Genomic DNA, 22368 nt, shown 5'->3' with positions numbered 1-22368 from the left:
TCGGACAGCGCACCCATGAACTCCGTCACCATCAGAGCCCTTCTGGTGCGCGGGATGCTCGCCGGTCTGGCAGCCGGTGTCCTGGCCCTCGTCGTCGCCTATCTGCTGGGCGAACCGCGGGTGGACGCCGCCATCGCGTTCGAGGAAGCACACAGCCACGAGCACGAGATGGAGGTCGTCAGCCGCGGTCTGCAGTCCACCGCGGGGCTGGCGACCGGCGTCCTGGTCTACGGCGTGGCACTGGGCGGGATCGCCGCACTGGCCTTCTGCTTCGCGCTGGGGCGGATCGGCCGCTTCGGTGCCCGCGCCACGGCCGTGCTGCTCTCCGGAGCGGCGCTGCTGGCCGTCTACGTCGTCCCGTTCCTGAAGTACCCGGCCAACCCGCCGTCCGTCGGTGACCCCGACACCATCGGCAAGCGCACCGCGCTGTATTTCCTGATGATGCTGCTCGGCATCCTGCTGGCCGTCGCCGCCACGATCCTCGGGCGGCGGCTGGCGCCCAAGCTGGGCAACTGGTACGCCACGGTCGCGGCCGGCGCCGCGTTCGTGGTCGCCGTGGGCCTCGCGTACGCGTTCCTGCCCGCCATCAACGAGGTGCCGTCCGACTTCTCGGCCACCCTGCTCTGGCAGTTCCGGCTGTCGGCGATCGCCATCCAGCTGGTGCTGTGGGCGGCGTTCGGGCTGGTCTTCGGCCACCTCGCGGAGCGGGTCCTGCCGGCGCGGCAGGAAGCCGCCGCGGACGGGCGGGCGACCGCCGCCGTCTCCTGATCCGGCGGCCCCCGGCCGGCCGGTCACCGAGGGAGGGTCCAGCGACCGCGAGGTCGTGGACCCTCCCTCGTGGCGTGTGCGCCGCCCGAGGGGCCCGCCGGCCGGGTCAGGACAGGCCGGTGATGCCGTCCAGATGCGGCAGATCGTGGTCGAGGCGCTCGCGCTTGGCGCGGAGGTAGCGGATGTTCTCCGCGCGGGGCGGCATCAGCAGCGGGACCTGTTCGGCGACCGGAAGGCCGCGGCGCACCAGCGCCTCGCGCTTGCGCGGATTGTTCGACATCAGCCGCACCGACCGCACGCCCAGATCCTTGAGGATCTCCGCGGCGGCACCGTAGTCGCGGGCGTCGACGGGCAGCCCGAGGGCGATGTTGGCCTCCACCGTGTCGAGCCCGCCCTCCTGGAGCCGCATCGCCTGGAGTTTGGCCAGCAGCCCGATACCCCGGCCCTCGTGGCCCTGGAGATAGACCAGAATGCCGCGGCCTTCCGCCACGATGGCGCGCAGCGCCGCGGACAATTGGTCGCCGCATTCGCAGTGGGTGGACGCAAAGGCGTCGCCGGTCAGACATTCGGAATGCATCCGGGTCAGCGTCCGCTCACCGGCGACATCGCCGTGGACCAGCGCCACTTGCTCGATGCCGGTGCGGTGGTCGAGATAACCCACGGCGAGGAATTCGCCGTAAGTGGTGGGCAGCCTGACCTCCACCACCCGTTCCACCCCCGGTTTTTGGGCAGGGCCGTCATCGAATGCGACACGGAGGTTGCGCACGGCGTCGTCGTCGGGGTCCATCATGGCGTGATCGTACCCGCGCGAGGAAATGATGGGCAGGACTCGCTCAGAACACAACAAGTATGCTGCGAAGTCCATGACTCGGTGAGTCAGCGACGAAAGGCCGCAGCACCCATGACCGCTTCGGGACACCCGACTTCGCCCCCCGGCCCGTGGCCGGCCGACACCACCGAGGACGTACGGGCGCGGCGGCCGGCGATGGCCGTGCTGCCCATCGGCAGCTTCGAACAGCACGGCGCCTTCCTGCCGCTGGCCACCGACACCGTGATCGCCTGCGCCATCGCCCGGGAGCTGGCGGCCGCCCACCCCGTCCAGCTGCTGCCGCCGCTGACCGTGTCCTGTTCCCATGAACACGCCGCTTGGCCGGGGACCGTCAGCATTTCGGCGCGCACCCTGCACGCGGTCGTCACGGACATCGCCGATTCGCTCCGCCGGTCGGGTATCGACACCCTCATTCTGGTCAACGGGCACGGCGGCAATTACGTCCTGCGCAATGTCGTTCAGGAATCCGCCGGGAGCGGTGTGCGGATGGCGCTGTTCCCCGGATCGGCCGACTGGGACCGGGCGCGCACCCGGGCCGGGGTAGTGACGTCCGGGCACACCGATATGCATGCCGGAGAGGCCGAGACGTCCATTCTGCTGCATGCCCATCCCGAATTGGTCAAGGAAGGCTACGAATCGGCGGATTGTGTCGCCGATGACCGGAAGCACCTCCTGACGCTGGGCATGTCGGCCTATACCGAATCCGGCGTCATCGGACGGCCTTCGCTGGCATCCGCCGACAAGGGGCGGGAATTGCTGGCCGGACTGACCGCGACATTCGGCGAATATGCCGCACTCTTCGGCGCGGGGGCGGCGGACCGTGACTGAGTCGCTCGACGCGGCGGCCGCCTGGGAGCGGCTGCGGCGGATCCGTACGGCAGCGGAGGCGCAGGCCGCCGGGCTGGTGCCCGGCGACGACGGCACGCTGCGGTGGGCGGTGCCCGCCACCCCGGAGGCGGCCGAACTCGCCGCCCGTTATCTGCCGCTGTGCCTGGCCGGCCCGCGCTTCGCCTTCGCCCAGCTCGGGCAGAGCCTGGACGGCTTCATCGCGACGCGTACGGGCGATGCCGACTTCGTCACCGGCCCGGAGGACCGCTGCCATCTGCACCGGCTGCGGGCGCTCGCCGACGCGGTGGTGGTCGGCGCGGGCACCGCGGTGGCGGACGATCCGCGGCTGACGGTGCGCGCCTGCACGGGGGACAACCCGGTGCGGGTGGTGCTCGATCCGCGGGGCCGGGTGCCGCTGCACAGCGGGGTGTTCACCGACGGGGCGGCGCCGACGCTCTGGCTGGTGGGCCCGGACGCCGCCCCCGCGTCCCCGCCGCACGGGGTCGAGGTCCTGGTGCTGCCGGACGCGGCGGCGTTCGCCCCGGTGCGGCTGCTGGAGACCCTGGCCGGGCGCGGTCTGGGCCGGGTGCTGATGGAGGGCGGCGGGGTCACCGTGTCGCGGTTCCTCCAGGACCGCGCGCTGCACCGGCTGTACGTCACTGTGGCGCCGGTACTGCTCGGTGACGGCGTGCCCGGCCTGCGGTTCCCCGGCACGCCGGTGATGCGGGAGGCGCTACGCCCGCCGCTGCGCCGCGCCCTGCTCGGCGAGGACACGCTCTTCGAGTGCGATCTGCGGCCGCTCGCCGCGGCGGGTGACGGAGCGTCGGACGAGCAGGACCGCGGCGCCGGGCAGGCTCGCCACGAAGGCCAGCACGCCGTAGACGACAGCGGCGGTCAGCCCCTGCGCAGCCCCTAGCCCGGCGGCGCCGAAGGCCCACGCGGCGACGCCTTCGCGTGGGCCCCAGCCGCCGACGTTCAGCGGCAGCGCCATCGCGAGCAGCGCCAGCACCACCAGCGGCACGAGTTCGGCGACCGGCGCGGTGGCTCCGGCCACCCGGGCGGCCAGCACGAACATCCCGAGATAGCCCGTCAGGACCGCCACGGACGAGAGCGCGACACCGGGCCACACCGCGCGGGCGAGCAGCCCCTGGCGCACCTCGGCCAGCGTGCGGCGGACCGCGCGTTCGGCCCGTGAGGCACCCCGGCGCGCCCGCAGCCGCAGCGCGGCCACCGCCAGCAGCACGGCCACCGCTGCCGCGGACAGCGCGACGGCCGGCGAGGTGAGGAAACGGGCGACCGGGGCCAGGACCGGGGAGGGCCGCGCGAGCAGCACCGCCGCCCCCGCGACCAGCAGGACGAGCTGGCCCGCCGTGCGCTCCAGGACCACCGCGCGGACGCCGCGGCCCAGGTCACCGGAGGACTGCCCGTGGCGTACCGCGCGGTGCACATCGCCCAGCACCCCGCCGGGCAGGGCCGCGTTGAGGAACAGCGCCCGGTAGTAGTCCGCGACGGCCCGGCCCAGCGGCAGCCGCAGGCCCAGGCCGCGGGCCACCAGCGACCAGCGCCAGGCGCTGCACACCGTGGTCAGCAGGCCGATGCCGAGCCCGGCCAGCAGCGTGCCGGCGTCGATCCGGCGCAGGCCCGACACGAAGGCACCGGACCCCAGATGCCAGCCCAGCGCCACCAGGATCGCCAGCCCCGCGAGCATCCTGAGCCATGCCGCCCAGCGGGACCGGTCCATCACACGCTCCCGGACAACGGCCGGGGCAGCGCCAGCAGATCGGTGTGGTGCACCTCGACGTTCAGCTCCCCCGCCGCGCACTCCTCCAGCCGGCGGCGCAGATAGGCCACGGCCTCGGGTGCCAGCTCCGGGCGCTGGGCGTGCGCGGCGCCGACCCAGCTGCGCAGCCACTCGGAGATCAGCGCGGACTCGACGCTGCCGAGCCGCCAGGGGCTGGACCGCACCAGGACCGTCGCCCCGCGCCGCTCGAACGCCTCGACGGCCGCCGCGATGGCGTCCGGACCGAGCAGCGCGCGGCCCTGGTCGGTGCGGCGCTGATGGTCGTTGAAGGCCTCGGCGAGCGCGTCGTCGAGGGGGTCGGAGGGGGACAGCTCGACCCGCCCGGCGACCGAGAGCGCCAGCAGCGCCGGGCAGCCCGCGCCGACACAGGCCTCGGCGAGCTCCTCGATCTCGTCGCGGGTGAGCAGATCGAGCAGCGCGGAGGCGGTCACCAGCGAGGTGCCGGCGAGGTCGTCGGCGCCGAGGTCGGCCAGATCGCCGCGCGCGGTGGTGGCCCGGACGGGCGTGCCGTCGGCGGCGGTCACCGGCATCCGCGCCCCGGCGTGCGTGAGCAGCAGCGGGTCGTGGTCGTGCAGGATCCAGTGCTGCGGGCCGGGCAGCCGGACGGCGAGCCAGCGGCCCATCGAACCGGTGCCGCAGCCGAGGTCGCGGATCACCAGGCCCCGGGGGCCGCCGTCCGGGGCCGGCTGCGCCACGAGGCGTTCGCGCAGCGGGCGCAGCAGTTCCGGTGCGCGGGCCGAGGCATCGGCGCGCTCGCGCAACTCCAGCCAGTCGGGGGCGAATCGGGGCCGGCCGGGGTCGCTCATCGTGCGCTCCGTGGTTCGTGCCGAAGCCGTTCGAGTGTGCCGGCCAGACTGTGCGACGTCATCTCCCACCCCTCCAGCATGGCACGCCGCTCGCGCGCCGCTTCCTTCAGCCGGCCGCGCAGTCGCGGCTGACCGAGCCAGTCACGGAGCGCGCCGGCGAGCGCCGACGGCTGTCCCGGCGGTACCAGGATTCCGGGCACCGTGCCGTCCGCGGCCCGGCCGACCGCTTCCGGTAGGCCGTCCACGTCCGTGGCCAGTACCGGAATCCCGCGCCCCAGCGCCTCGGTGACGACCATGCCGTAGGTCTCGGCGTACGAGGCGAGCAGCAGCAGGTCGGCGGCGGCGTAGGCGGCGTCCAGTTCGGCGCCGGCCCGCGGCCCGGTGAAGGTGATCCGGTCGCCGAGGCCCAGCTCGTCCACCCGCCGCCGCAGTTGGCCGACGTAGTCGGGAGCGCCCGCGAGGCCTCCCACGAAGGTGCAGCGCCAGGGGAGTTCGGCGATCTCAGCCAGCGCCTCCACCAGGAGGTGCTGGCCCTTGCGGGGGGTGACCGAGGCGACGCACAGCAGCCCGGTGGCGCCGTCGGTGCCGGCCGCGACGGGCGCGGGGTCGGCCCCGGGCCGGGCGACACGGACGCGCGCGGCGGGCAGTTCGTGGTGGTCGACGAGCCGGCGGGCGGCCCACTCGCTGGTGGCCACCACGGCCCGCACGGCGTGCAGGGTGCGGCGTTCGCGGGCGTCCAGCTCGGCGGCCACCGCGGGGTCGAGGCCGGTCTCGTCGGCCAGCGGCAGATGGATCAGGACGGCGAGCCGCAGCCGGTCCGCCTCGGGGCCGATCACCTCCGGGACGCCGCAGGCGACGAGTCCGTCGAGCAGGACAACGCTGTCGTCCGGCAGTTGTGCCAGCTCTCGCGCCAGCCCCGCGCGGGCGGCGTCGTCCGGGCGCGGCCAGCTTCCGGACGCGGCGCGGGGATCCACCCGCCAGCCCGCCGCCGGGAGGTCGCGGCACACCCGGCGGTCGTAGGTGTTGCCGCCGCTGGGCGCCGCCGGATCGTCGACATCCCCGGGCAGGATCATGTGCACCACGCGCTCGTCCACCGCCGTGGCACCGGTACGGGTCACAGAGTGCGCTCGTAGGTCGCCCAGGCGATGTGGGACTCATGGAGGGTGACCGTGAGACCGGCCAGCTCACGGGCGCCCTCGCCGAGGTTGCCCGCCTGGATGCGGTCGGCGAGCCGGTCGGCGATCACCTTGGCCAGGGCCTCCGTCGAGGTGTTGATGCCGGCGAAGTCGGGTTCGTCGTCGAGGTTGCGGTAGTTCAGTTCCCCCACCACGGCGTTGAGTTCCCGGGTGGCCAGGCCGATGTCGACCACGATGTTGTCCTCGTCCAGCTCCGGCCGGCGGAAGGTGGCGTCCACGAGGAAGGTCGCGCCGTGCAGGCGCTGTGCGGGGCCGAAGACCTCGCCGCGGAAGCTGTGGGCGATCATGAGGTGGTCGCGGACGGTGATGCTGAACAAACCGTTCCTCCGGTGTGATGTCGGTCTCGGTGAGGTGTCGCAAGAGGGTGCCCGCGGGCCGGCCCGGGGGGCGTCAGCCGTCCGCCGGGGTGTACCGGATGCGGTGGCAGAGCGCGGGGAGGTCGCCGGAGGCGAGCCGGGGCATCACCCGCGGCAGGTCCTCGAAGGCGGATTCGCCGGTGATCAGCGCGTCGAAGGCCGGATCGGCGAGCAGGTCGAGGGCGATCGCCAGCCGGTCGGCGAAGGTGCGGCGGGCGCGCCGGGCCGGCGAGACGGCGCCCACCTGGCTGCTGCGCACGACCAGCCGGCGGGAGTGGAAGGCCTCCCCCAGCGGCAGGCTGACCTGCCGGTCGCCGTACCAGCTCAGCTCGATGACGGTGCCCTCCGGGGCGAGGAGTTCGAGCGAGCGGGTCAGCCCCGCCTCGCTGGCGCTGGCGTGCACGACGAGGTCGCAGTCGCCGAGGGCGTCCGGCGGCAGCGCGAAGTCCACCCCCAGCGCCTCGGCGGTGGCGGCGCGTGCCGGGTCGGCGTCGACGAGCTGGACCCGGACGCCGGGGAAGCGGGCGAGGACCGCGGCCACGCTGCAGCCCACCATGCCCGCGCCGACCACCGCGATCCGGTCCCCGACCAGCGGCGCGGCGTCCCACAGGGCGTTCACCGCGGTCTCCACCGTGCCCGCGAGGACGGCGCGGGAGGCGGGGACGGAGTCCGGTACCGGGGTGACCGCGCTCGCCGGGACGGCATAGTGCGTCTGGTGCGGATAGAGGCAGAAGACCGTGCGGCCCAGCAGGGCGGACGGGCCCTGCTCGACGACTCCGACGTTGAGGTAGCCGTATTTGACCGGTGCCGGGAAGTCGCCTTCCTGGAACGGCGCCCGCATCACGGCGTGCTGGCTCTCGGGAACGCCGCCGCGGAAGACGAGGGTCTCTGTGCCGCGGCTCACACCGGAGTAGAGCGTGCGCACCACGACCTCGTCGTCACGGGGCTCCGGCAACGGCACCGTCCGGATTTCGCCCTGGCCAGAAACGCTTAGCCAAAAGGCACAAGCAGCGCGCGGCATGGGGATCCTCCTGGACGCTACACGGATGGTTCATCAATGCTGGGGATCATGGGGACGCCGTCACGATACGCAACACCCTTCGACTCCGCCACACATCACGGGAGGCCTGGTGGCCGTACAAGAGCGCTACGACACAAGGCTGTTCGGACCGGACATTACGGCCGGAATGGGCCTTCAGCTGCTGCTGCTGGAGGTGCTGTGCCGCGCGGTCGGCCTGAGCTTCATGGGCTGGCTGACGGGTCTGGTCTTCGCGGTGGCCACCTGGGCGGTCCTCACCGTCGCGGTGCGCCGGTCATGGACCCTGACGTTCGGCCCGGCCAATCGCGTCACGCTGGCCCGCACCATCCTGGTCGGCGGGGTGACGGCGATGGTCGCGGACTCCTTCGGCCGGCACGTCCCGGCCGCCGTGCTGATCGCCTTCGCCTCCGTGGCGCTGGTGCTCGACGGGGTGGACGGGAAGGTGGCGCGGCACACCGGAACGGCGACGCCGCTCGGGGCGCGCTTCGACATGGAGGTCGACGCGTTCCTCATCCTGGTGCTGTGCGTCCACCTCGCGGTGCCGCTGGGCGCCTGGGTGCTGGCCATCGGCCTCATGCGGTACGCCTTCGTCGCGGCTTCCTGGGTGCTGCCGTGGCTGCGCGGGGCGCTGCCGCACAGCATGGCGCGCAAGACCGTGGCGGCGCTCCAGGGCGTCGTGCTGGTGGTGGCCGCGGCCGGGATCCTGCCGCAGGCCTCGGCGGCCGCCGCGGTGGCGGTGGCGCTGGCGCTCCTGGTGTGGTCGTTCGGGCGTGATGTCGGGTGGCTGTGGCGGGTCCGGGACCGGGCGGGCGCGGCGGACGCGACCCGCGGCGGCGCGCGGCGCGTTCCCGCGTGATCCGTCACGTCCCGGCGTGCCGCCCCAGATAGACGACCATCGCCAGGAAGAGCAGCAGGAGCTGGGTCACCAGCATCTGGAGCAGCACCCGCCGCCACCGGCTGCGCCGGGAGGCCTGGTGGGTGAGCAGCACCGCGCCGGGCAGCCGCGCCAGCTGGGCGCCGGGCCGGACCGCGGCCGTACGGGAGTGCCGGATGCCGCAGCGCGGCGCGGCGGTATGCCGGGTGGCGCTCTCCGGGCAGGCCCGGCCGTGGCCGGGTGCGGTGCGCAGCGGTCCCCGTCCGGGGGGCCGACCGCGGCAGGGGTGGCCCCCGGGACGGTGACCCTGCCCGGAGGGCGTGGGTATGCAGGTTCGGGAGCGGACCGCGCGCCACGGCGGCGGTCCCTTGCGCCTTGCTGCGCCGGACATCAGCGCTCACCCTTTTCCGGCACGCGACGAGCGGAGCGTTCCCGTCCGGCCACCGTGCGGGCAGCGGCGCGGGCGGATCACGAGGCCGCCCCCACGCCCTCGGCCGCGGGCAGTGCGCCGGAGTCGGCCCGCCGCAGCTCGGCCAGCAGCGCGTGCTGCCCGCCGAGCACCTCGCCGAGGACCCGCCGGGCGGACCGCAGCAGCTCCCCGACCTCGCCGCCGGCCAGCTCGTAGACGACGGTGGAGCCGCTGCGGGTGGCCGTGACCAGGCCCGAGCGGCGCAGCACCGCCAGTTGCTGGGAGAGGGCGGACGGTTCCACCCCGATCGCGGAGAGCAGGCCGCGCACCGGCATCGGTCCGCTCTGGAGGAGTTCCAGGACCCGGATGCGGACCGGGTGGCCGAGCATCCGGAAGAACTCGGCCTTGGCCTGACACAGCGGAACCCAGGCGCCGTTCACCCTCGCACCCCGCCCCCGGGACGGGGCGCGGACCGCGTCACACGCACTCGTTCCCTCACCGATTCGGCGAAACCGCCCACGCATGTCCTCCGCGTTCAGGCCGACCGGCCGTCGCGTCATCTGTTGAATTGCGGAATTCTGCAACTGTAGACGACGGGGGCGGGCGAATTGAACGGGTGTACCCGTCCCACCCCGTGCCCGGGATCCTTCCGGCGCCCGGATGCACCCCGCCGGACCGCCGCCGGCCATGGTCCGGCCCAACGGCTCCGCTTGCCATGGTAGTTGCGCGGCCGGTACGCCGGAACCTCGCACGGCCGCCGCCCGCCCGGACATTCTCCGTGGACACCCCCGCCTCCCAACCGCATAGTGACGTCCATGACTTCACGGGTACGGCACACCACCATCGACTGCACCGACGCCTACCGCCTGGCCGGCTTCTGGGCGCAGGTGCTGGACGGCACACTGGCCGAGGACGACCTGCCGGGCGACCCGGAGGCCACGGTCACGGCCTCGGGCGGCGCGCTGCTGTTCCTCACGGTGCCCGATGCCAAGACCGTGAAGAACCGGGTGCATCTGGACCTGGAGCCGCAGGACCGGACCCGGGACGAGGAGGTCGAGCGGCTGCTGGCGCTCGGCGCGACCCTGGTGGCCGACCACCGCAGGGCGGACGGGAGCGGCTGGGCGACGCTGGCCGATCCCGAGGGCAACGAGTTCTGTGTGGAGCGCAGTGCGGCGGAGCGGGTGGGCTGACCTGCGGCGCAACGGCCTTCCGGACCGGGCGGCGGCCGCCCGGCGTGCCCGGCCGCCGGGCGCGGAGGGCGGACGCGTCCGGCGGGGCGGCTCCTCCCCCACGGCCGTTGGGGTGATCCGGCGGCCCCGCTGCCTGCGGGCCGGTGTCGTCCGCCGGGCCTGGCGCGTTGTGCCACCGTGACCGTCTTCCGTGCCCGACCGTGGTTTCTGCCGACCAGCCTCGCGGGGTTCCTGACCGAGGCCGGGCCGGACGGGCCGGCTGATGCCCCGTCGGAGCCCGCCCCCGAGGACCGCTCCGACGCGCCGACCACACGGCCCGGCAGCCGACCCGATACCCGGTCAGCTGATTCCCGGCCGGCCGCTTCCCGGCCGGGCGGCGAGGCCCCCGCCAACGGCGGCGAGAGCCCGTCCGACCCCGCTGACCGGCCCTGATGGGCGGTCGGGTGCCAGGCCGCTGACCGGACCTGACGGCGTGTCGCACACCGGCCGCCCTACACACCGTCATCAACGGGTCACCACATGTGGCGAGCGAGCAAGATCGCCCATAGCTTCGCCTCATGGCGCTACGACAGATGAAATACCTGAGCTGCGTCGCCGCGATGCTGGTCGGCGGACTGGGCGCGGCGGCACCGAGCGAACCGCAGGGACGTCACGTCGTCCACCCGGGCGAATCGATTCAGCGGGCGGTGAACCGGGCACGGCCCGGCGACACCGTCCTCATCCTGCCCGGCCGCTACCGGGAGAGCGTGCTGATCACCAAGCCGCGGCTGCGCCTCGTCGGCGCGGGCCGCCGCACGGTGATCGGGCCGTCCGGCAAGCGGGCCGGCAACGCCTGCGGGCGCAGCGGCAACGGCATCTGCGTCCTCGGCGGGCGCGGCAGGCGGCTGCGGGACGTCACCCTCCAGGGGCTGACCGTCCAGGGCTTCAAGAAGTCCGGCATCTGGGCCTCCGGCACCGACCGGCTGACCGTGCACGGCGTGACCTCGCGGAACAACGGCGTGTGGGGCATCGGCCAGGAGAGGTCCACCCGCGCGGTGATCCGGGACAACACCGTCACCGGGAACCGCGACTCCGGCATCTACCTCTCCAACATCGCCAAGGGGGAGGGCGGCGCCACCGACAACCGGGGCGCCGTGGTTGTGGGCAACCGGCTCTTCCGGAACCGCATCGGCATCACCCTCCAGCGCATCAGGAACCTGACGGTCGCCCACAACGACATCGGCGGGAACTGCGGCGGCATCTTCGTCGTTGGCGACGAATCCCGGCCCCGGGCGGGCGCGCTGACGGTGCGGGACAACAGCATCATCAGGAACAACAGGCGCTGCGCCGCCAACGGCCGGCTGCCGTTCATCCAGGGCGTCGGGGTCCTGCTCACCGGCACCGAGCGGGCGCTGGTGCGGCACAACCTGATCCGCGAGAACCGCGGCACCTCGCCGTTCTCCGGCGGCGTCGTGCTCTTCCCCAGCTTCGTGAAGTCGCTCAACGAGCGCAACGTCATCAGCGACAACATCGTGCTGCGCAACAAGCCCCTGGACCTGGCCGACCGGGACCGCGCCGGCCGCAACAACCGGTTCCTGCGGAACGTGTGCCGCACCTCGCAGCCGGCCGGGCTGTGCCCACGGCCGCACCGGGTGCACCGCGTGCACCCGTCGTCAACGGGAGAATAGAGGCGGAATGACCACCGTAAGTCCCACCCCCCAGCCGGCCATGCAGCTGCGTGAGCTGATCTTCGGTGCCGCGTGTGCGGCGGCCGTGCGGGCGGCGGCCCGCCTGGGCGTCGCCGACGCGCTCGGCGAGCGGCCCACCACCGCCGAAGAGCTGGCCACCGCGGTGCGGGCCGAGGCCCGGCCGCTGGACCGGCTGCTGCGCACCCTGTCCTGCTACGGCATCTTCGCGGAGACCGACGACGGCAAGTACGTCCACACGGACATGTCGCGGCTGCTGCGCGAGGACAACCCGCACAGCCTGCGCTACATCTCCCTGTGGTGCACCGAGCCGTGGACCTGGGACGCCTGGCCGCGGCTCGACGAGGCGGTGCGCTCCGGCAGCAATGTCTTCGAGGGCCTCTACGGCAAGGGGTTCTTCCAGTACCTGCACCAGGACGCACCGGAGTCCGCCGAGGTCTTCGACCGGGCGATGACCACCTCCAGCAAGCAGTCGGCGCAGGACATCGCCCAGCTGCTCGATCTGACCGGGGCGTCGTCGGTGGCGGACATCGGCGGCGGCCAGGGGCACGTCCTCGCCAGCCTGCTGGAGAAGTACCCCTCGATGCAGGGCACGCTGCTCGACCTGCCCACGGTCGTGGCGAACCCGGACCCGCGGCTGCGGGAGGGCGGCGCGCTCGCCTCGCGGGTGCGGATCGTGCCCGGTGACTGCCGGCAGGAGATCCCGGTCCAGGCCGATGTCTACATCATCAAGAACATCCTGGAGTGGGACGACGAGAGCACCCGGCGCACGCTGCACAACGTCGTCGGGGCCGCCCGCCCCGGCGCCCGCGTCGTGGTCATCGAGAACCTCGTCGACGACAGCCCGTCGATGAAGTTCACCACGGCCATGGACCTGCTGCTGCTCCTCAACGTCGGCGGCGCCAAGCACACCAGGGCCAGCCTGGTGAGCCGGATGACGGACGCCGGCCTGAAGGTCGGCGAGCTGCGGGTCGTCAACCCGTACCTGCACGCCTTCGAGTGCACCGTCCCCGAATGACCCCTGGCGGGCACGGCAGGCCGCCCGGCGAGGAGGAGCCTCCTCGCCGGGCGGCCTTGCCCCTGCCCGGGACGGCGCGGAAGCCGGGGGGCCGCCCCGGCTCCGCGTGCGTGTCAGCCCTCGCGCTGCCAGCTGTAGAACTGCTGGGCCTGCGCGTCCTTGGGACTGCGCCAGGTCTTCGGGTCGTAGGCGCTGACGTAGGCGGAGAGTTGCTCGCTGACGGCGCGGAACTCGGGGTGCTCCGCCACCTTGGCGATCTCCGGGCCGGGCGGCCGGTCGGATTCGATGAGGTGCAGATACACCTCACCGAACTGGAAGAGGGTCCGCCGCTTGACCCCGACCAGGTGGGGCAGCTCCGTACGGTCGGAGGCCTGGAAGACCTCGGCGATGTCCGGGGCGGAGCCGGGTGCCATGCGGGCGACGATCAGAGCGTGATGCATCAGAGGGGTCCCTTCCTTGCCGCCGGGTGGCGGTCCGGGCACGTCCTGGCGGGCCGTCAGCCGGCGGTGACGGAGCGGAGCTCGCGGTCCCGCTGCTCGATCTTGTCCCGGATGAGCTCCATCTGGATCCGGGAGTTGCGGTTGATCATCTCGGTCATGCCCTTGTCGTCGACCGGGGCGTCGGGCTTCATCGCGAAGTCCTGGGTCCAGTGCATCGAGGTGCCGCCGGGGATCTCGGCGTACTTCCAGTGGATGTCCATGTGCGCGAAGGGACCGGTCTCCACGCGGCGGGCGCGCACCGTGCGGCCCTCGCGGTCGACGGTCCGCTCCGAGACCCAGCTCCAGACGGTGCCGTTGTCGTCCGGGTGCATCGTCAGGCGGAAGGTGGTCTTGTCGCCCTCCCTGGACAGCACCTCGACCGAGGCGTACTCGCTGAACAGTTGCGGCCAGTTCTCGATGTCGTTGGTGAGGTCCCAGACGAGGTCGAGGGGCGCCGCGATGGTGATGTCGTTCTCGGTGTGGCCGGACATGTCAGGCTCCTGTCGTGGGGACGGATTCGGGGGCGGTGTCGGGGGCGGTGTTGACGAGGGCGAGGAAGTCGCGGGGCGTCTTGCAGCGCTCCGCGTCGGTGGGCATCGGCCGGCCCTGCCGGTTCTCCAGCTCGCCCACGATGCCGAGCAGGCCCAGCGAGTCGAGGCCGAACTCGGCGAAGGTCGCGTCGGGCCGGTTCGCCAGCTCCTTCGGGTCGACGGTGAGGCCGGCGGCGGACTTCATCAGCGCGGCCAGCTCGGTGAGCGTCAGTTGTGCGTTCATGCGGTGTTCTCCTTCTCACGAGGGGGACGGGGAGCCCTGCCGCAGCACCATCGCCGCGTTCGAGCCCATCAGTCCCCGGCTCAGCACCAGCGCCGTCCGCAACTCGCCGGGGCGGGCCCGGCCGGTCACCACGTCCAGGTCATGGCAGACGTTGACGACGTTGGGGGTGGGCGGCACGACGCCGTGCTCCATGGCGAGCACCGCGGCCGCGGCGTCCAGAACGGGGGCACCGCAGTACGCCCGGCCGGTGCCGGTCTTGGGTGCCGTCACCGGGACCCGCGCGGCGTGCCGTCCCAGGGCGTCCGCGAGCGCCAGCGCCTCGGCCCGGTCGGCCGCAGGGACACCGAGCGCGTCGGCGAACACCACGTCTATCTCCTCCGGGGCGCACCGCGCGTCCTGCAGTGCGCCGCGGATCGCGTGCGCCAGCCCCTCCCGGGACTCCTCCCAGCGGGAGGCCCCGGTGAAGGTCGCGGCGTGCCCGGCCAGGACGGCCCGGACGGACGCCCCGCGGTCGACGGCCGCCGCCTCCTCCTCGACGATCAGCATCGCGCCGCCCTCGGCGGGCACGAATCCGCACGCGCCGCTGGTGAACGGGCGGTAGGCGCGGGCCGGATCGTCGAGCCGGCTCAGATCCTCGTAGCCGAGCTGGCAGACGACGGAGTAGGGGGCCAGCGGTGCCTCCGCGGCGCCCACGACGACGGCGTCGGTGCCGCGCCGGATGGTGCGGGCGGCATGCGCCAGCGCGTCCAGGCCGCCGGCCTCGTCGCTGGCCACCACGCCGCAGGGCCCCTTGAAGCCGCCGCGGATGGAGATCTGGCCGGTGCTCGCCGCGTAGAACCAGGCGATGGACTGGTACGGGCCGACGTACCGGGAGCCCTGGCCCCAGAGCCGTTGCAGCTCCCGCTGGCCGAACTCGCCGCCGCCCGAGCCCGCGGCCGTGACGACACCCACCGCGAACGGCGAGTCGTTGTAGTCGGCACGGCCCATCCGGGCGTCGTCCAGAGCGAGGTTGGCCGCCGCCATGGCGAAGTGGGTGAACCGGTCGGTCTGGACGAGGTAGCGCTCCTCGATCAGATCCGCCGGGTCGAAGCCGCGGACCTCGCCCGCGACCTTGAGCGGAAGGTGCTCACACCCCTCGCGGGTGACGTGGTCGAGGACGCTGATGCCCTCGACCGTCGCCTTCCAGAAGGTCTCGGTGCTCACCCCGTTGGGGGCGATGACACCGATACCGGTGACGACGGAGCGACGTTCCTTCGGGGAGCTCATCATGCCCTCCCACCCTGTCGGGTCAGTACCACCGCGGACTGGAAACCACCGAAGCCGCTGCCGACCGAGAGCACCGAACGCAGCGGCAGCTCCCGTGCGGTCTTGGGCACGTAGTCGAGGTCGCACTCCGGGTCCGGAGTCTCGTAGTTGGCCGTCGGCGGCACCACCTGATGCGTGAGTGCCAGCACACAGGCCACGATCTCGATCGCGCCGATGGCCCCCAGTGAGTGGCCGACCATGGATTTGATGGAACTCATCGGGATCTTGCGGGCGTGTTCGCCGAGCGACCGCTTGACGGCGGCCGTCTCGTGCCGGTCGTTCTGCTGGGTGCCCGAGCCGTGGGCGTTGACGTAGTCCACCTGGGTGGCGTCGAGCCTGGCGTGGGCCAGGGACCGGTTGATCGCCTCGGCCATCTCCAGGCCTTCCTGGGTCAGGCCGGTCATGTGGTACGCGTTGCCGAAGGTGGCATAGCCACGGATCTCGCAGTGGATGTGCGCACCGCGGGCGCGGGCGTGTTCCAGCTCCTCCAGTACGAGGACGGCGCCGCCCTCACCCATCACGAAGCCGTCGCGGTTGGCGTCGAACGGCCGTGAGGCGTGGGCGGGGTCGTCGTTGTTGGCGGAGGTCGCCTTGATGGCGTCGAAGCAGGCGACCGTGATCGGGGAGATCGGTGAGTCCGACGCGCCGGCGATGCACACATCGGCCTTGCCCTCCTCGATGGAGTGGAAGGCGTAGCCGATGGCGTCGAGGCCGGAGGTGCAGCCCGTGGAGACGGTCTGCACCGGCCCGTGCGCACCGACCTGCTCGGCCACCGCGGAGGCGAGCGAACTCGGGGAGAACGCCCGCTCCAGATGGCGGCCGGCCGGACGGTGGTCGACATCCCACCGCTCGCCGCGGCCGCTGACGGCGACGTAGTCGTGTTCCAGGCGCGTGGTGCCGCCGACGGCGGTGCCCAGGGACACCCCGATGCGCCAGGGATCCTCCGCCCCGGCGTCCAGCCCGGCGTCGCGCAGTGCCTCCTGCGCGGCGACCATCGCGAACTGGACGTACCGGTCCGAGCGGGCCACCTGCTCGCTGCTCAGACCGTGGGCCGCGGGATCGAAGTCGCACTCGGCGGCGATGCGTGAGCGGAACCCCTCCGGGTCGAAGAGGGTGATGCCACGCGTCGCCGTGCGTCCGGCGGACAGCAGGTCCCAGAAGGCGGGCACCCCCACACCGCCGGGCGCGACGATACCGACGCCGGTGACCGCCACGCGGCGGGTCATGACACCGGCTCCGTGCGTTCGGGCGGTGCGGCGGGGGTGCTCTCCTCGGTGCCCTCGGTGTCGACGTGCCCGAGCTCGGGGCGCGGGGCGAGCGGACCGAGGTGGAAGACCATCCGGGCCTCCACGTCCCCCACATTGCGGAAGCGGTGGCGCATGTAAGGGGGAATCAGCAGGCCCTGGTCGGGACGCAGCGGGTGCGCCTCCCCGTCGAGGTCGACTTCGAGCGCGCCCTGGACGACGTACACGAACTCCTCGGAGTACGGGTGGTAGTGCTCGCCGATGCGCTCGCCGGGCTGGACGAGGGCCATGCCCATGAAGCCGCTCGTGGCGCCCACCGCGCTGGGTGTCAGCATGGCGCGCAGATCACCTCCGCGCCGGCGGTTGGGCTGGGTCTCGCTGAGGTCCACGATGCGTGGGCGGTGCGTGGTCATGGCTGTTCCTCCGGGGGCGTGAGGCCGACGGTTGATGGGATGGGGCCCGCCGCGGGCGGGTGCGCTCAGGCGTCCGGCGATCGGCGGTCGGTGACGAGGGCCATGTCGGAGCGCTCCAGGAAGCGCGCGACCTCGCGGTCGTTCGACAGGCCGCCGGCCACATCGGTGTCGAGGAGACGCCGCAGCACCGCCGTCTTGCGGGGGCCGCGCACGCCGAGCGACAGCATGGGGTCGCTGTCGAGGGGGATCCGCAGATCGATGAGCCGGACCACCACGTCGTCGCGCTGGAAGACGGTGCTGCCGGTGATGGGCGACTGCGGGTCGTCCGCGGCCAGCTCGTCCTGGTGGGCCAGCATCCTGGCCAGGGCCATTCCGCAGCCTTCCTTGGCCGGGTAGAACAGCGCGTGCCGGCGGACGCCGTCGGGCTGCTGCCCGCTCGATCCGACGTGGTGCACGGCGGGCAGCGCGGCGCGGGTGAAGAACACCCGGGCAGAGTTCGGGTCGGCCAGGTCCCGGTCCTGCTCCAGGTACGGGTTGACGGCCTCCTCGACGGCCCGGATCTCGGGCTGCTGGGAGATGTGGCGCAGCGCCGCGACCAGGTCGCCCTGGACCTCCACGGTGCGCACGACGCGGTTGCCGTGCATGAACAGGGAGGTGCGGCGCAGCCGCGTGGTGTCGTCGACCCGGGGCTCCGGGGAGGCGTAGCCGGCGAGGATCTCGGCGACCATCGATTCGCTGCCGGGCTTCACGGTGAAGGTCAGCGCGTGCCGGACGACGCCGTCGCCGACGCGGGGAGCGGCCTGCAGCCGGCCCTTGGGGGGCTCGGGGGTCAGGGTGGCGATGTTCGAGGTCTCGCGCAGGACGCTGAAGCGCAGCGACCGGGTGTCGCGCACACAGCTGTGCAGCGGCTGGACCATCTTGACGTGCTCCTCGCTGTTGACCCAGGCGAGGAAGGGCGGTGCACTCTCCCACTCGCTGGTGATGAGCCACTGCGAGGGGTTCTCGATCGACTGGCACAGCTGGTCGTTGATGTGCCCGGGAACGGACGCGACCTGGTTGCGCAGGTGCTCATAGGCTTCCATGAAGCGCTGCTGGGCTCCGTCGTGGAGGTCCAGGAGCAGCACGACCCGAAGCCGCGAGCCATCGAAGGCTGACTGGGATATTCGTTCCGACAGCGTGGTCATCGTCTACGCATCTCCTTCGGGGCCCGGTGGCCCCAGTGGTGCGTCGTCAGTTCCGGTGCGATCCGGTGACTGAGCCGGATGGTGGGACGGTCGGCCCGGTGTCCGGGGGCGTCCCGGATTCGATCGTGGCCGGGACCCACGGGCGGCGCGAGATCTGTGAGCCATGCAGGTGAACGGTGATCGAACAGCGACACGCCCGGGCGTCCGTGCGCCATCTGCCGTACCCGTCCCAGCCGCTGGAGCGGGCGGGGCGCCCCGCCGCCGGGAGCCGGATCCCGGTCCGCGGGCACCGGAACCGCTGGTCGGCCCGCTCTCCGGGGCCCCGCCGGACGTCACGGGGCCCGGCCCCCGCGCGCCGGGAAGCGCGCCGCGCCCGGCGCTCGCGCGGGTGAGGGCGACCGCGTCCGCACGGGGGACACCTCGGGGCGCCAGGTACCGAACAGCGGGTCCGCGGGGGCCGCGTCGTCCCGGTGCCGACGCCGCGGCGGAGCGCGCCCCGGGCGGACCGCACCGGCGGGCGGGGCGCCGGGCGTCTCGGGCCGTCAAAAGGCTTACGGGGAGGGGCCGTTAAGGCGGTCGACGAGGGCCGCGACATGCCGCGGGACGTGACGCGGAGTCACCCGCGCCCGGGCCGGGTCCGCCACACGGGCGACGCGGCCGGCTCCGGCCCGGCCCCCGCCTGCGGGGAACGCGGCGGCCGGACCCGGCGGCGTGCGCGCCCGTCGACGAGGCGCGAACCGGCGGGGGCGCTCCCCCGGCTGCCACGCCGCGCGAACGTATCTTCTGCCCGTCACCACCGCAGGGGCTTCTCAGAGCCGTCCCGGCCATGTCCCGCAACTCGGCGACCGAATTCCGGTTGAGTCCGGACATGGACGCCAAGAAACCCGTCACGCACCCCTTCCAGCGCCTCTCCCTCCCCCACCAGCCGCCGGCGCTGCCGCCCCCCGCCCCGCAGGCCCGCCGCCCGACCGAGGGCGAGACACCGATCTTCGACCAGCTGCTCAGGGAGTGGCGCGCGGGCCGGCTCCGGCCGGCCGTATCCTGGCCGACCGACGATCCGGGGAAGATCAGGACGGGCGCCGCTGTTGGGACCGATGATGGACGTCCCTTTCCGCGGACCCGTAACGAGGAGCATGACCGTGAGCCTGTACGACATCCCGCTGCGCACCCTGACCGGTGAGCCCGCCTCCCTCGCCGACTACCGGGGCAAGGCCCTGCTGGTGGTCAATGTGGCCTCCAAGTGCGGGCTGACCCCGCAGTACACCGGCCTGGAGCGGCTCCAGCAGCGCTACGGCGACCGCGGCTTCACCGTGCTGGGCTTCCCCAGCAACCAGTTCGCGGGCCAGGAGCCGGGCAGCGCGGAGGAGATCGCCACGTTCTGCTCGGCGACGTACGGCGTGAGTTTCCCGCTGTTCGAGAAGACCGATGTCAACGGCGCGGACCGGCATCCGCTGTACGCGGCGCTGACCGCCGCCGAGGACGCCGAGGGCACGGCCGGTGACGTCCAGTGGAACTTCGAGAAGTTCCTGATCGGCCCCGAGGGCGAGATCGCGGGCCGCTTCCGGCCGCGCACCGAGCCGGAGGCCGAGGAGCTGGTCGGCGTCATCGAGGCGGCCCTTCCGGCCTGAGCCGGGGCCCGGACCGCTGGGGGCGGGGCGGGGCCGGGGCGGACAGCCGCGCGGGCGGCGTCAGGCGACGGCGGTGCCGGCACCGTCCGTGACGCCGGCCGGCCCGGCGGTCCCGGCGAGGCTGTCCGCCGCGGCGTCGTCGGGGACGAGGTCGAAGCTGCCCTCCAGGCCGGTCATGCGCAGCAGCCGCGCCACGCTCCCGTCCCCGCCGGCCCCGGTCAGCCGCAGCCTGCCGCCCCGCTGCCGGGTGCGCTGGCGGGCGCGGCTGAGCAGGGAGAGCCCGGCGCAGTCGATGAACGTCACCGCGCGCACGTCCAGCACGAGGTCGACGCCCTGGGCGCCGGTGATGTCGTCGAGCCGGTCGGACAGCACCGACACGGCGAGGATGTCCAGCTCACCGCGGATTTCGAGAAGGGTGGTGCCGCCCGCCGCGCGGCTGGGTCCCACGAGTCTCGGGTAGAACTGACCTTCATCCATCGGCCCGGCCCACTTTCATGCCGAGGCGCGGGATACGGCCACGCGTCTGCGGCGGAGATGTTCGGAACGTGTGGGGGGCGCCCGGCGCGATCCGGGCGGGTTCGGCCCGTTTCCGGGTCGTCGGTGGTGTGGTGGCTTGTCGGCTGTGCCCGTGCGTTTGTGCAGCTGTGCCCGGTAGTTGACTACGGCTTACCCGCAGCCCGGGGGCCTCAAGTCCCGGCACGGGCCCCATCTCCAGGTTGTCTCAAAGTCGCCCATGGCAGGTGTGGCCGAGAAGGGGCGCCGAGGGGCGGTCTCCGGCCACCGCTCGCGCCCCGCCGCCCCCGGTGGCCTGCCCGGTGGCCCGGTCGGCCGGCCGCACCGCCGGCCCGTTCCGGGAGGTCCGGACGGGAGGGATCAGGCCTTTGTGCGCGGCCCCGGAGCGACCGGATCGCCGGCCCCGACCGGTGCGCCGCAGGTGGGATGGTCTCCCCGGCTAACCGGAGACTTCATCCGTCTGGTACGAATAACACACTTTCGGCCGAATTAGACTGTCGGAACGGCCGGAAAGTGAGAGGTGTGCCCTGAAGCCGTCGGACCCCGCGAGAGATTGCCCCGACCGCACCGCGCGGAGCTTGCGCGCGCTGGCGGGCGGGCCGATCTCCCGTCTCCCGCAGCTGCTGGAAGCGCTGGTCACAGTCGGTTCCGATCACGATCTGCGCCCTGCGCTGGATCGCCTCGCGGAGACCGCCGCCGCGCTGACCGGCGCGCGCCGCGCCGAGGTCAGCACCTTCGACGAGGACGGCGACGGCCCCGGCGAGCTGATCACCCACGGCGCCTCCCCCGGGGTCGGGCAGCCCGGCGAAGCCCTGCTGGAGGTGCCCATACAGGTACAGGGGGAGCTGTTCGGCACGCTGTGCGTGGCGGGGAAGATCGGCGGCGGCCGCTTCGGGGACGCGGATCTCCACCTGGTGCGGGTGCTGGCCACCGAGGCCGGTATCGCCATGAGCAATGCCCGGATGCACGCGGCCGCCCGGCAGCGCAGGCGCTGGATCGACGGGGCCGCCTCCGTGACCACGGCGCTGCTGGCCGGACCCGAGACCGGCTCGACCACCAGCCACGCGCTGACCGTCGTCGCCGAGCGGGGCCGGGAGCTGGCCGAGGCGGCGACCGGGGCGGTGCTGCTGCCGGACGACGAGGGCGGCATGGAGATCGTGGCGATCTCGACGGTGCTGCCCGACGAGGTACGGGAGGAGGCCCACCACGCCCGGATCCCGGCGCAGAGCCCGGTCGTCCACCAGGTGCGCGCCGGCCTCGCGGTGTTCTCCGACGACTTCGCCGGCGACCCCCGCTCGATCTCCCCGATCTCGCGCCACTACGGCCCGATGATGCTGGTGCCGCTGCGCAGCAACGGGCGGGTGCTCGGTGCCCTCGCGCTGTGCCGCAAGCCCGGCGAGAGCCGCTTCACCCATACCGAGCGGACCCTGGGGACCCAGTTCGCCTCGCAGGCCGCGGTGGCCCTCGTGCTCGCCGACCGGCACCGCGACCGTGAGCGGCTCGCCGTCTTCGAGGACCGCGACCGCATCGCCCGCGACCTGCACGATCTGGTCATCCAGCGGCTGTTCGCCACCGGGATGCTGCTGGAGACCGCCCGGCGCAAGGCCCAGCTGCCGGAGGTGGCGGACGGGGTCGGCCGGGCGGTCGACGAGCTGGACGCGACGATCCAGGAGATCAGGTCGGCGATCATCGCGCTCCAGCAGGGGCCGGCCGCGGCGCCCGGGCTGCGCACCCGCGTGCTGCGGGAGGCCGACGCCGCCACCGCCGCGCTCGGCGGCCGGCCGTCGGTGCGGTTCGTGGGCCCGATCGAGGCCCGCCTCGACGAGGAGGGCGGCCAGGAGCTGGTGGCGACGCTGGCCAAGGCGCTGGCCGGGGCGTCGGCGTCCCGGCCGGCCGGCCCGGTCCGCGTCACGGTCGTCGTGGACGCCCTGGCCACGCTCCCCGACGGACGGTCCGCGGTACGGCTGACGGTCAGCGGCGTCGGCGCCGAGGAGCCCACGGTCTGGGAACGCCCGATCTGAGCCGGCGG

24 protein-coding genes and 1 pseudogene are annotated in these 22368 nt (G+C 73.4%); 9 read left to right on the top strand and 16 right to left on the bottom strand.

All coding sequences use genetic code 11. The features are described 5' to 3' along the window. The first annotated feature begins 15 nt into the window (after positions 1–15). A complete protein-coding gene (locus tag IEY78_RS22035) occupies positions 16–768 on the top strand; it encodes a CbtA family protein (RefSeq protein WP_189100877.1) in 753 nt (250 codons plus the stop codon). Positions 769–874: 106 nt separating this feature from the next. Here IEY78_RS22035 and ribA read toward each other — a convergent pair whose 3' ends face one another. Beyond that, a complete protein-coding gene (gene ribA / locus IEY78_RS22030) occupies positions 875–1555 on the bottom strand; it encodes a GTP cyclohydrolase II (RefSeq protein ID WP_372509016.1) in 681 nt (226 codons plus the stop codon). A gap of 114 nt (positions 1556–1669) precedes the next feature. Between ribA and IEY78_RS22025 the strand changes: the two genes are divergently transcribed. Beyond that, positions 1670–2425, top strand: coding sequence for a creatininase family protein (locus IEY78_RS22025; RefSeq protein ID WP_189100972.1), 756 nt, complete (start codon positions 1670–1672; stop codon positions 2423–2425). Next, positions 2385–3056 (top strand): annotated as a pseudogene (locus tag IEY78_RS22020) (RibD family protein); the annotation flags it as partial. The gene IEY78_RS22025 and the pseudogene IEY78_RS22020, both read left to right, overlap by 41 nt. Before the next feature lie 102 nt (positions 3057–3158). On the opposite strand, the gene IEY78_RS22015 reads toward IEY78_RS22020, so the two are convergent. The 5 genes from IEY78_RS22015 to IEY78_RS21995 form a co-directional block, all read right to left on the bottom strand. Next, positions 3159–4166 carry a lysylphosphatidylglycerol synthase transmembrane domain-containing protein gene (locus IEY78_RS22015; protein ID WP_189100873.1) on the bottom strand — a complete coding sequence of 336 codons (1008 nt, stop codon included), beginning with the start codon at positions 4164–4166 and terminating at the stop codon, positions 3159–3161. Continuing rightward, positions 4166–5032, bottom strand: coding sequence for a class I SAM-dependent methyltransferase (locus IEY78_RS22010; protein ID WP_189100871.1), 867 nt, complete (start codon positions 5030–5032; stop codon positions 4166–4168). The genes IEY78_RS22015 and IEY78_RS22010 overlap by 1 nt, the downstream gene beginning before the upstream one ends. Next, the gene (locus tag IEY78_RS22005; RefSeq protein WP_229700110.1) at positions 5029–6150 is read right to left on the bottom strand and encodes a glycosyltransferase family 4 protein; all 1122 of its coding nucleotides are present in this window, start codon (positions 6148–6150) and stop codon (positions 5029–5031) included. Before IEY78_RS22005 ends, IEY78_RS22010 begins: the two co-directional genes overlap by 4 nt. Further along, positions 6147–6545 carry a 6-pyruvoyl trahydropterin synthase family protein gene (locus tag IEY78_RS22000; RefSeq protein ID WP_189100869.1) on the bottom strand — a complete coding sequence of 133 codons (399 nt, stop codon included), beginning with the start codon at positions 6543–6545 and terminating at the stop codon, positions 6147–6149. Before IEY78_RS22000 ends, IEY78_RS22005 begins: the two co-directional genes overlap by 4 nt. Positions 6546–6618: 73 nt before the next feature. Then, positions 6619–7605 (bottom strand): zinc-dependent alcohol dehydrogenase, encoded by a 987-nt coding sequence (locus tag IEY78_RS21995; protein ID WP_189100867.1) that lies wholly within the window; start codon positions 7603–7605, stop codon positions 6619–6621. 109 nt (positions 7606–7714) lie between these two features. Here IEY78_RS21995 and IEY78_RS21990 point away from each other — a divergent pair, with 109 nt between their 5' ends. Then, on the top strand, positions 7715–8479 hold the full coding sequence (locus IEY78_RS21990; protein WP_373294211.1) for a CDP-alcohol phosphatidyltransferase family protein: 765 nt from the start codon (positions 7715–7717) through the stop codon (positions 8477–8479). Between the two features lie 4 nt (positions 8480–8483). On the opposite strand, the gene IEY78_RS21985 is transcribed toward IEY78_RS21990, so the two are convergent. Together IEY78_RS21985 and IEY78_RS21980 are read right to left on the bottom strand one after the other, a co-directional pair. Then, positions 8484–8888, bottom strand: a complete 405-nt coding sequence (locus IEY78_RS21985; protein ID WP_189100865.1) for a hypothetical protein — start codon at positions 8886–8888, stop codon at positions 8484–8486. A gap of 77 nt (positions 8889–8965) precedes the next feature. Beyond that, positions 8966–9346, bottom strand: coding sequence for an ArsR/SmtB family transcription factor (locus IEY78_RS21980; protein ID WP_268240309.1), 381 nt, complete (start codon positions 9344–9346; stop codon positions 8966–8968). A 375-nt stretch (positions 9347–9721) separates the two neighbouring features. Here IEY78_RS21980 and IEY78_RS21975 point away from each other — a divergent pair, with 375 nt between their 5' ends. From IEY78_RS21975 to IEY78_RS21965, 3 genes are all read left to right on the top strand, one after another. Continuing rightward, a complete protein-coding gene (locus tag IEY78_RS21975; RefSeq protein ID WP_189100864.1) occupies positions 9722–10096 on the top strand; it encodes a VOC family protein in 375 nt (124 codons plus the stop codon). 557 nt (positions 10097–10653) lie between these two features. Continuing rightward, positions 10654–11763, top strand: coding sequence for a right-handed parallel beta-helix repeat-containing protein (locus IEY78_RS21970; RefSeq protein WP_229700109.1), 1110 nt, complete (start codon positions 10654–10656; stop codon positions 11761–11763). Positions 11764–11770: 7 nt separating this feature from the next. Further along, positions 11771–12799: a methyltransferase gene (locus tag IEY78_RS21965; RefSeq protein ID WP_189100862.1), complete on the top strand. Its 1029-nt coding sequence runs from the start codon at positions 11771–11773 to the stop codon at positions 12797–12799. Between the two features lie 113 nt (positions 12800–12912). Here IEY78_RS21965 and IEY78_RS21960 read toward each other — a convergent pair whose 3' ends face one another. The 7 genes from IEY78_RS21960 to IEY78_RS21930 form a co-directional block, all read right to left on the bottom strand. Next, positions 12913–13239, bottom strand: a complete 327-nt coding sequence (locus IEY78_RS21960; protein WP_189100860.1) for a TcmI family type II polyketide cyclase — start codon at positions 13237–13239, stop codon at positions 12913–12915. 56 nt (positions 13240–13295) lie between these two features. Next, the gene (locus tag IEY78_RS21955) at positions 13296–13769 is read right to left on the bottom strand and encodes an SRPBCC family protein (RefSeq protein ID WP_189100858.1); all 474 of its coding nucleotides are present in this window, start codon (positions 13767–13769) and stop codon (positions 13296–13298) included. A gap of 1 nt (position 13770) precedes the next feature. Beyond that, positions 13771–14052, bottom strand: a complete 282-nt coding sequence (locus IEY78_RS21950; protein ID WP_189100856.1) for an acyl carrier protein — start codon at positions 14050–14052, stop codon at positions 13771–13773. A gap of 15 nt (positions 14053–14067) precedes the next feature. Next, the gene (locus IEY78_RS21945) at positions 14068–15318 is read right to left on the bottom strand and encodes a beta-ketoacyl synthase N-terminal-like domain-containing protein (protein WP_189100962.1); all 1251 of its coding nucleotides are present in this window, start codon (positions 15316–15318) and stop codon (positions 14068–14070) included. Then, the gene (locus IEY78_RS21940) at positions 15318–16583 is read right to left on the bottom strand and encodes a beta-ketoacyl-[acyl-carrier-protein] synthase family protein (RefSeq protein WP_189100854.1); all 1266 of its coding nucleotides are present in this window, start codon (positions 16581–16583) and stop codon (positions 15318–15320) included. The genes IEY78_RS21945 and IEY78_RS21940 overlap by 1 nt, the downstream gene beginning before the upstream one ends. Next, on the bottom strand, positions 16580–17014 hold the full coding sequence (locus tag IEY78_RS21935; RefSeq protein WP_093481893.1) for a cupin domain-containing protein: 435 nt from the start codon (positions 17012–17014) through the stop codon (positions 16580–16582). The genes IEY78_RS21940 and IEY78_RS21935 overlap by 4 nt, the downstream gene beginning before the upstream one ends. Positions 17015–17079: 65 nt before the next feature. Further along, entirely contained in the window at positions 17080–18198 is a 1119-nt protein-coding gene (locus tag IEY78_RS21930; RefSeq protein ID WP_189100852.1) for a SchA/CurD-like domain-containing protein, read from the bottom strand. Between the two features lie 1139 nt (positions 18199–19337). Between IEY78_RS21930 and IEY78_RS21925 the strand changes: the two genes are divergently transcribed. Next, positions 19338–19826: a glutathione peroxidase gene (locus IEY78_RS21925; RefSeq protein WP_189100960.1), complete on the top strand. Its 489-nt coding sequence runs from the start codon at positions 19338–19340 to the stop codon at positions 19824–19826. Between the two features lie 60 nt (positions 19827–19886). Here IEY78_RS21925 and IEY78_RS21920 read toward each other — a convergent pair whose 3' ends face one another. Further along, complete coding sequence (locus IEY78_RS21920; RefSeq protein WP_189100851.1) at positions 19887–20273, bottom strand: STAS domain-containing protein; 387 nt, start codon at positions 20271–20273, stop codon at positions 19887–19889. Positions 20274–20917: 644 nt separating this feature from the next. Here IEY78_RS21920 and IEY78_RS21915 point away from each other — a divergent pair. Next, positions 20918–22360 (top strand): GAF domain-containing protein, encoded by a 1443-nt coding sequence (locus tag IEY78_RS21915; RefSeq protein ID WP_189100849.1) that lies wholly within the window; start codon positions 20918–20920, stop codon positions 22358–22360. Positions 22361–22368 lie beyond the last annotated feature (8 nt).

It is taken from the genome of Streptomyces kronopolitis (assembly GCF_014646275.1).
GTDB lineage: Bacteria > Actinomycetota > Actinomycetes > Streptomycetales > Streptomycetaceae > Streptomyces > Streptomyces kronopolitis.
This window is presented reverse-complemented; position numbering and strand designations above follow the sequence as displayed.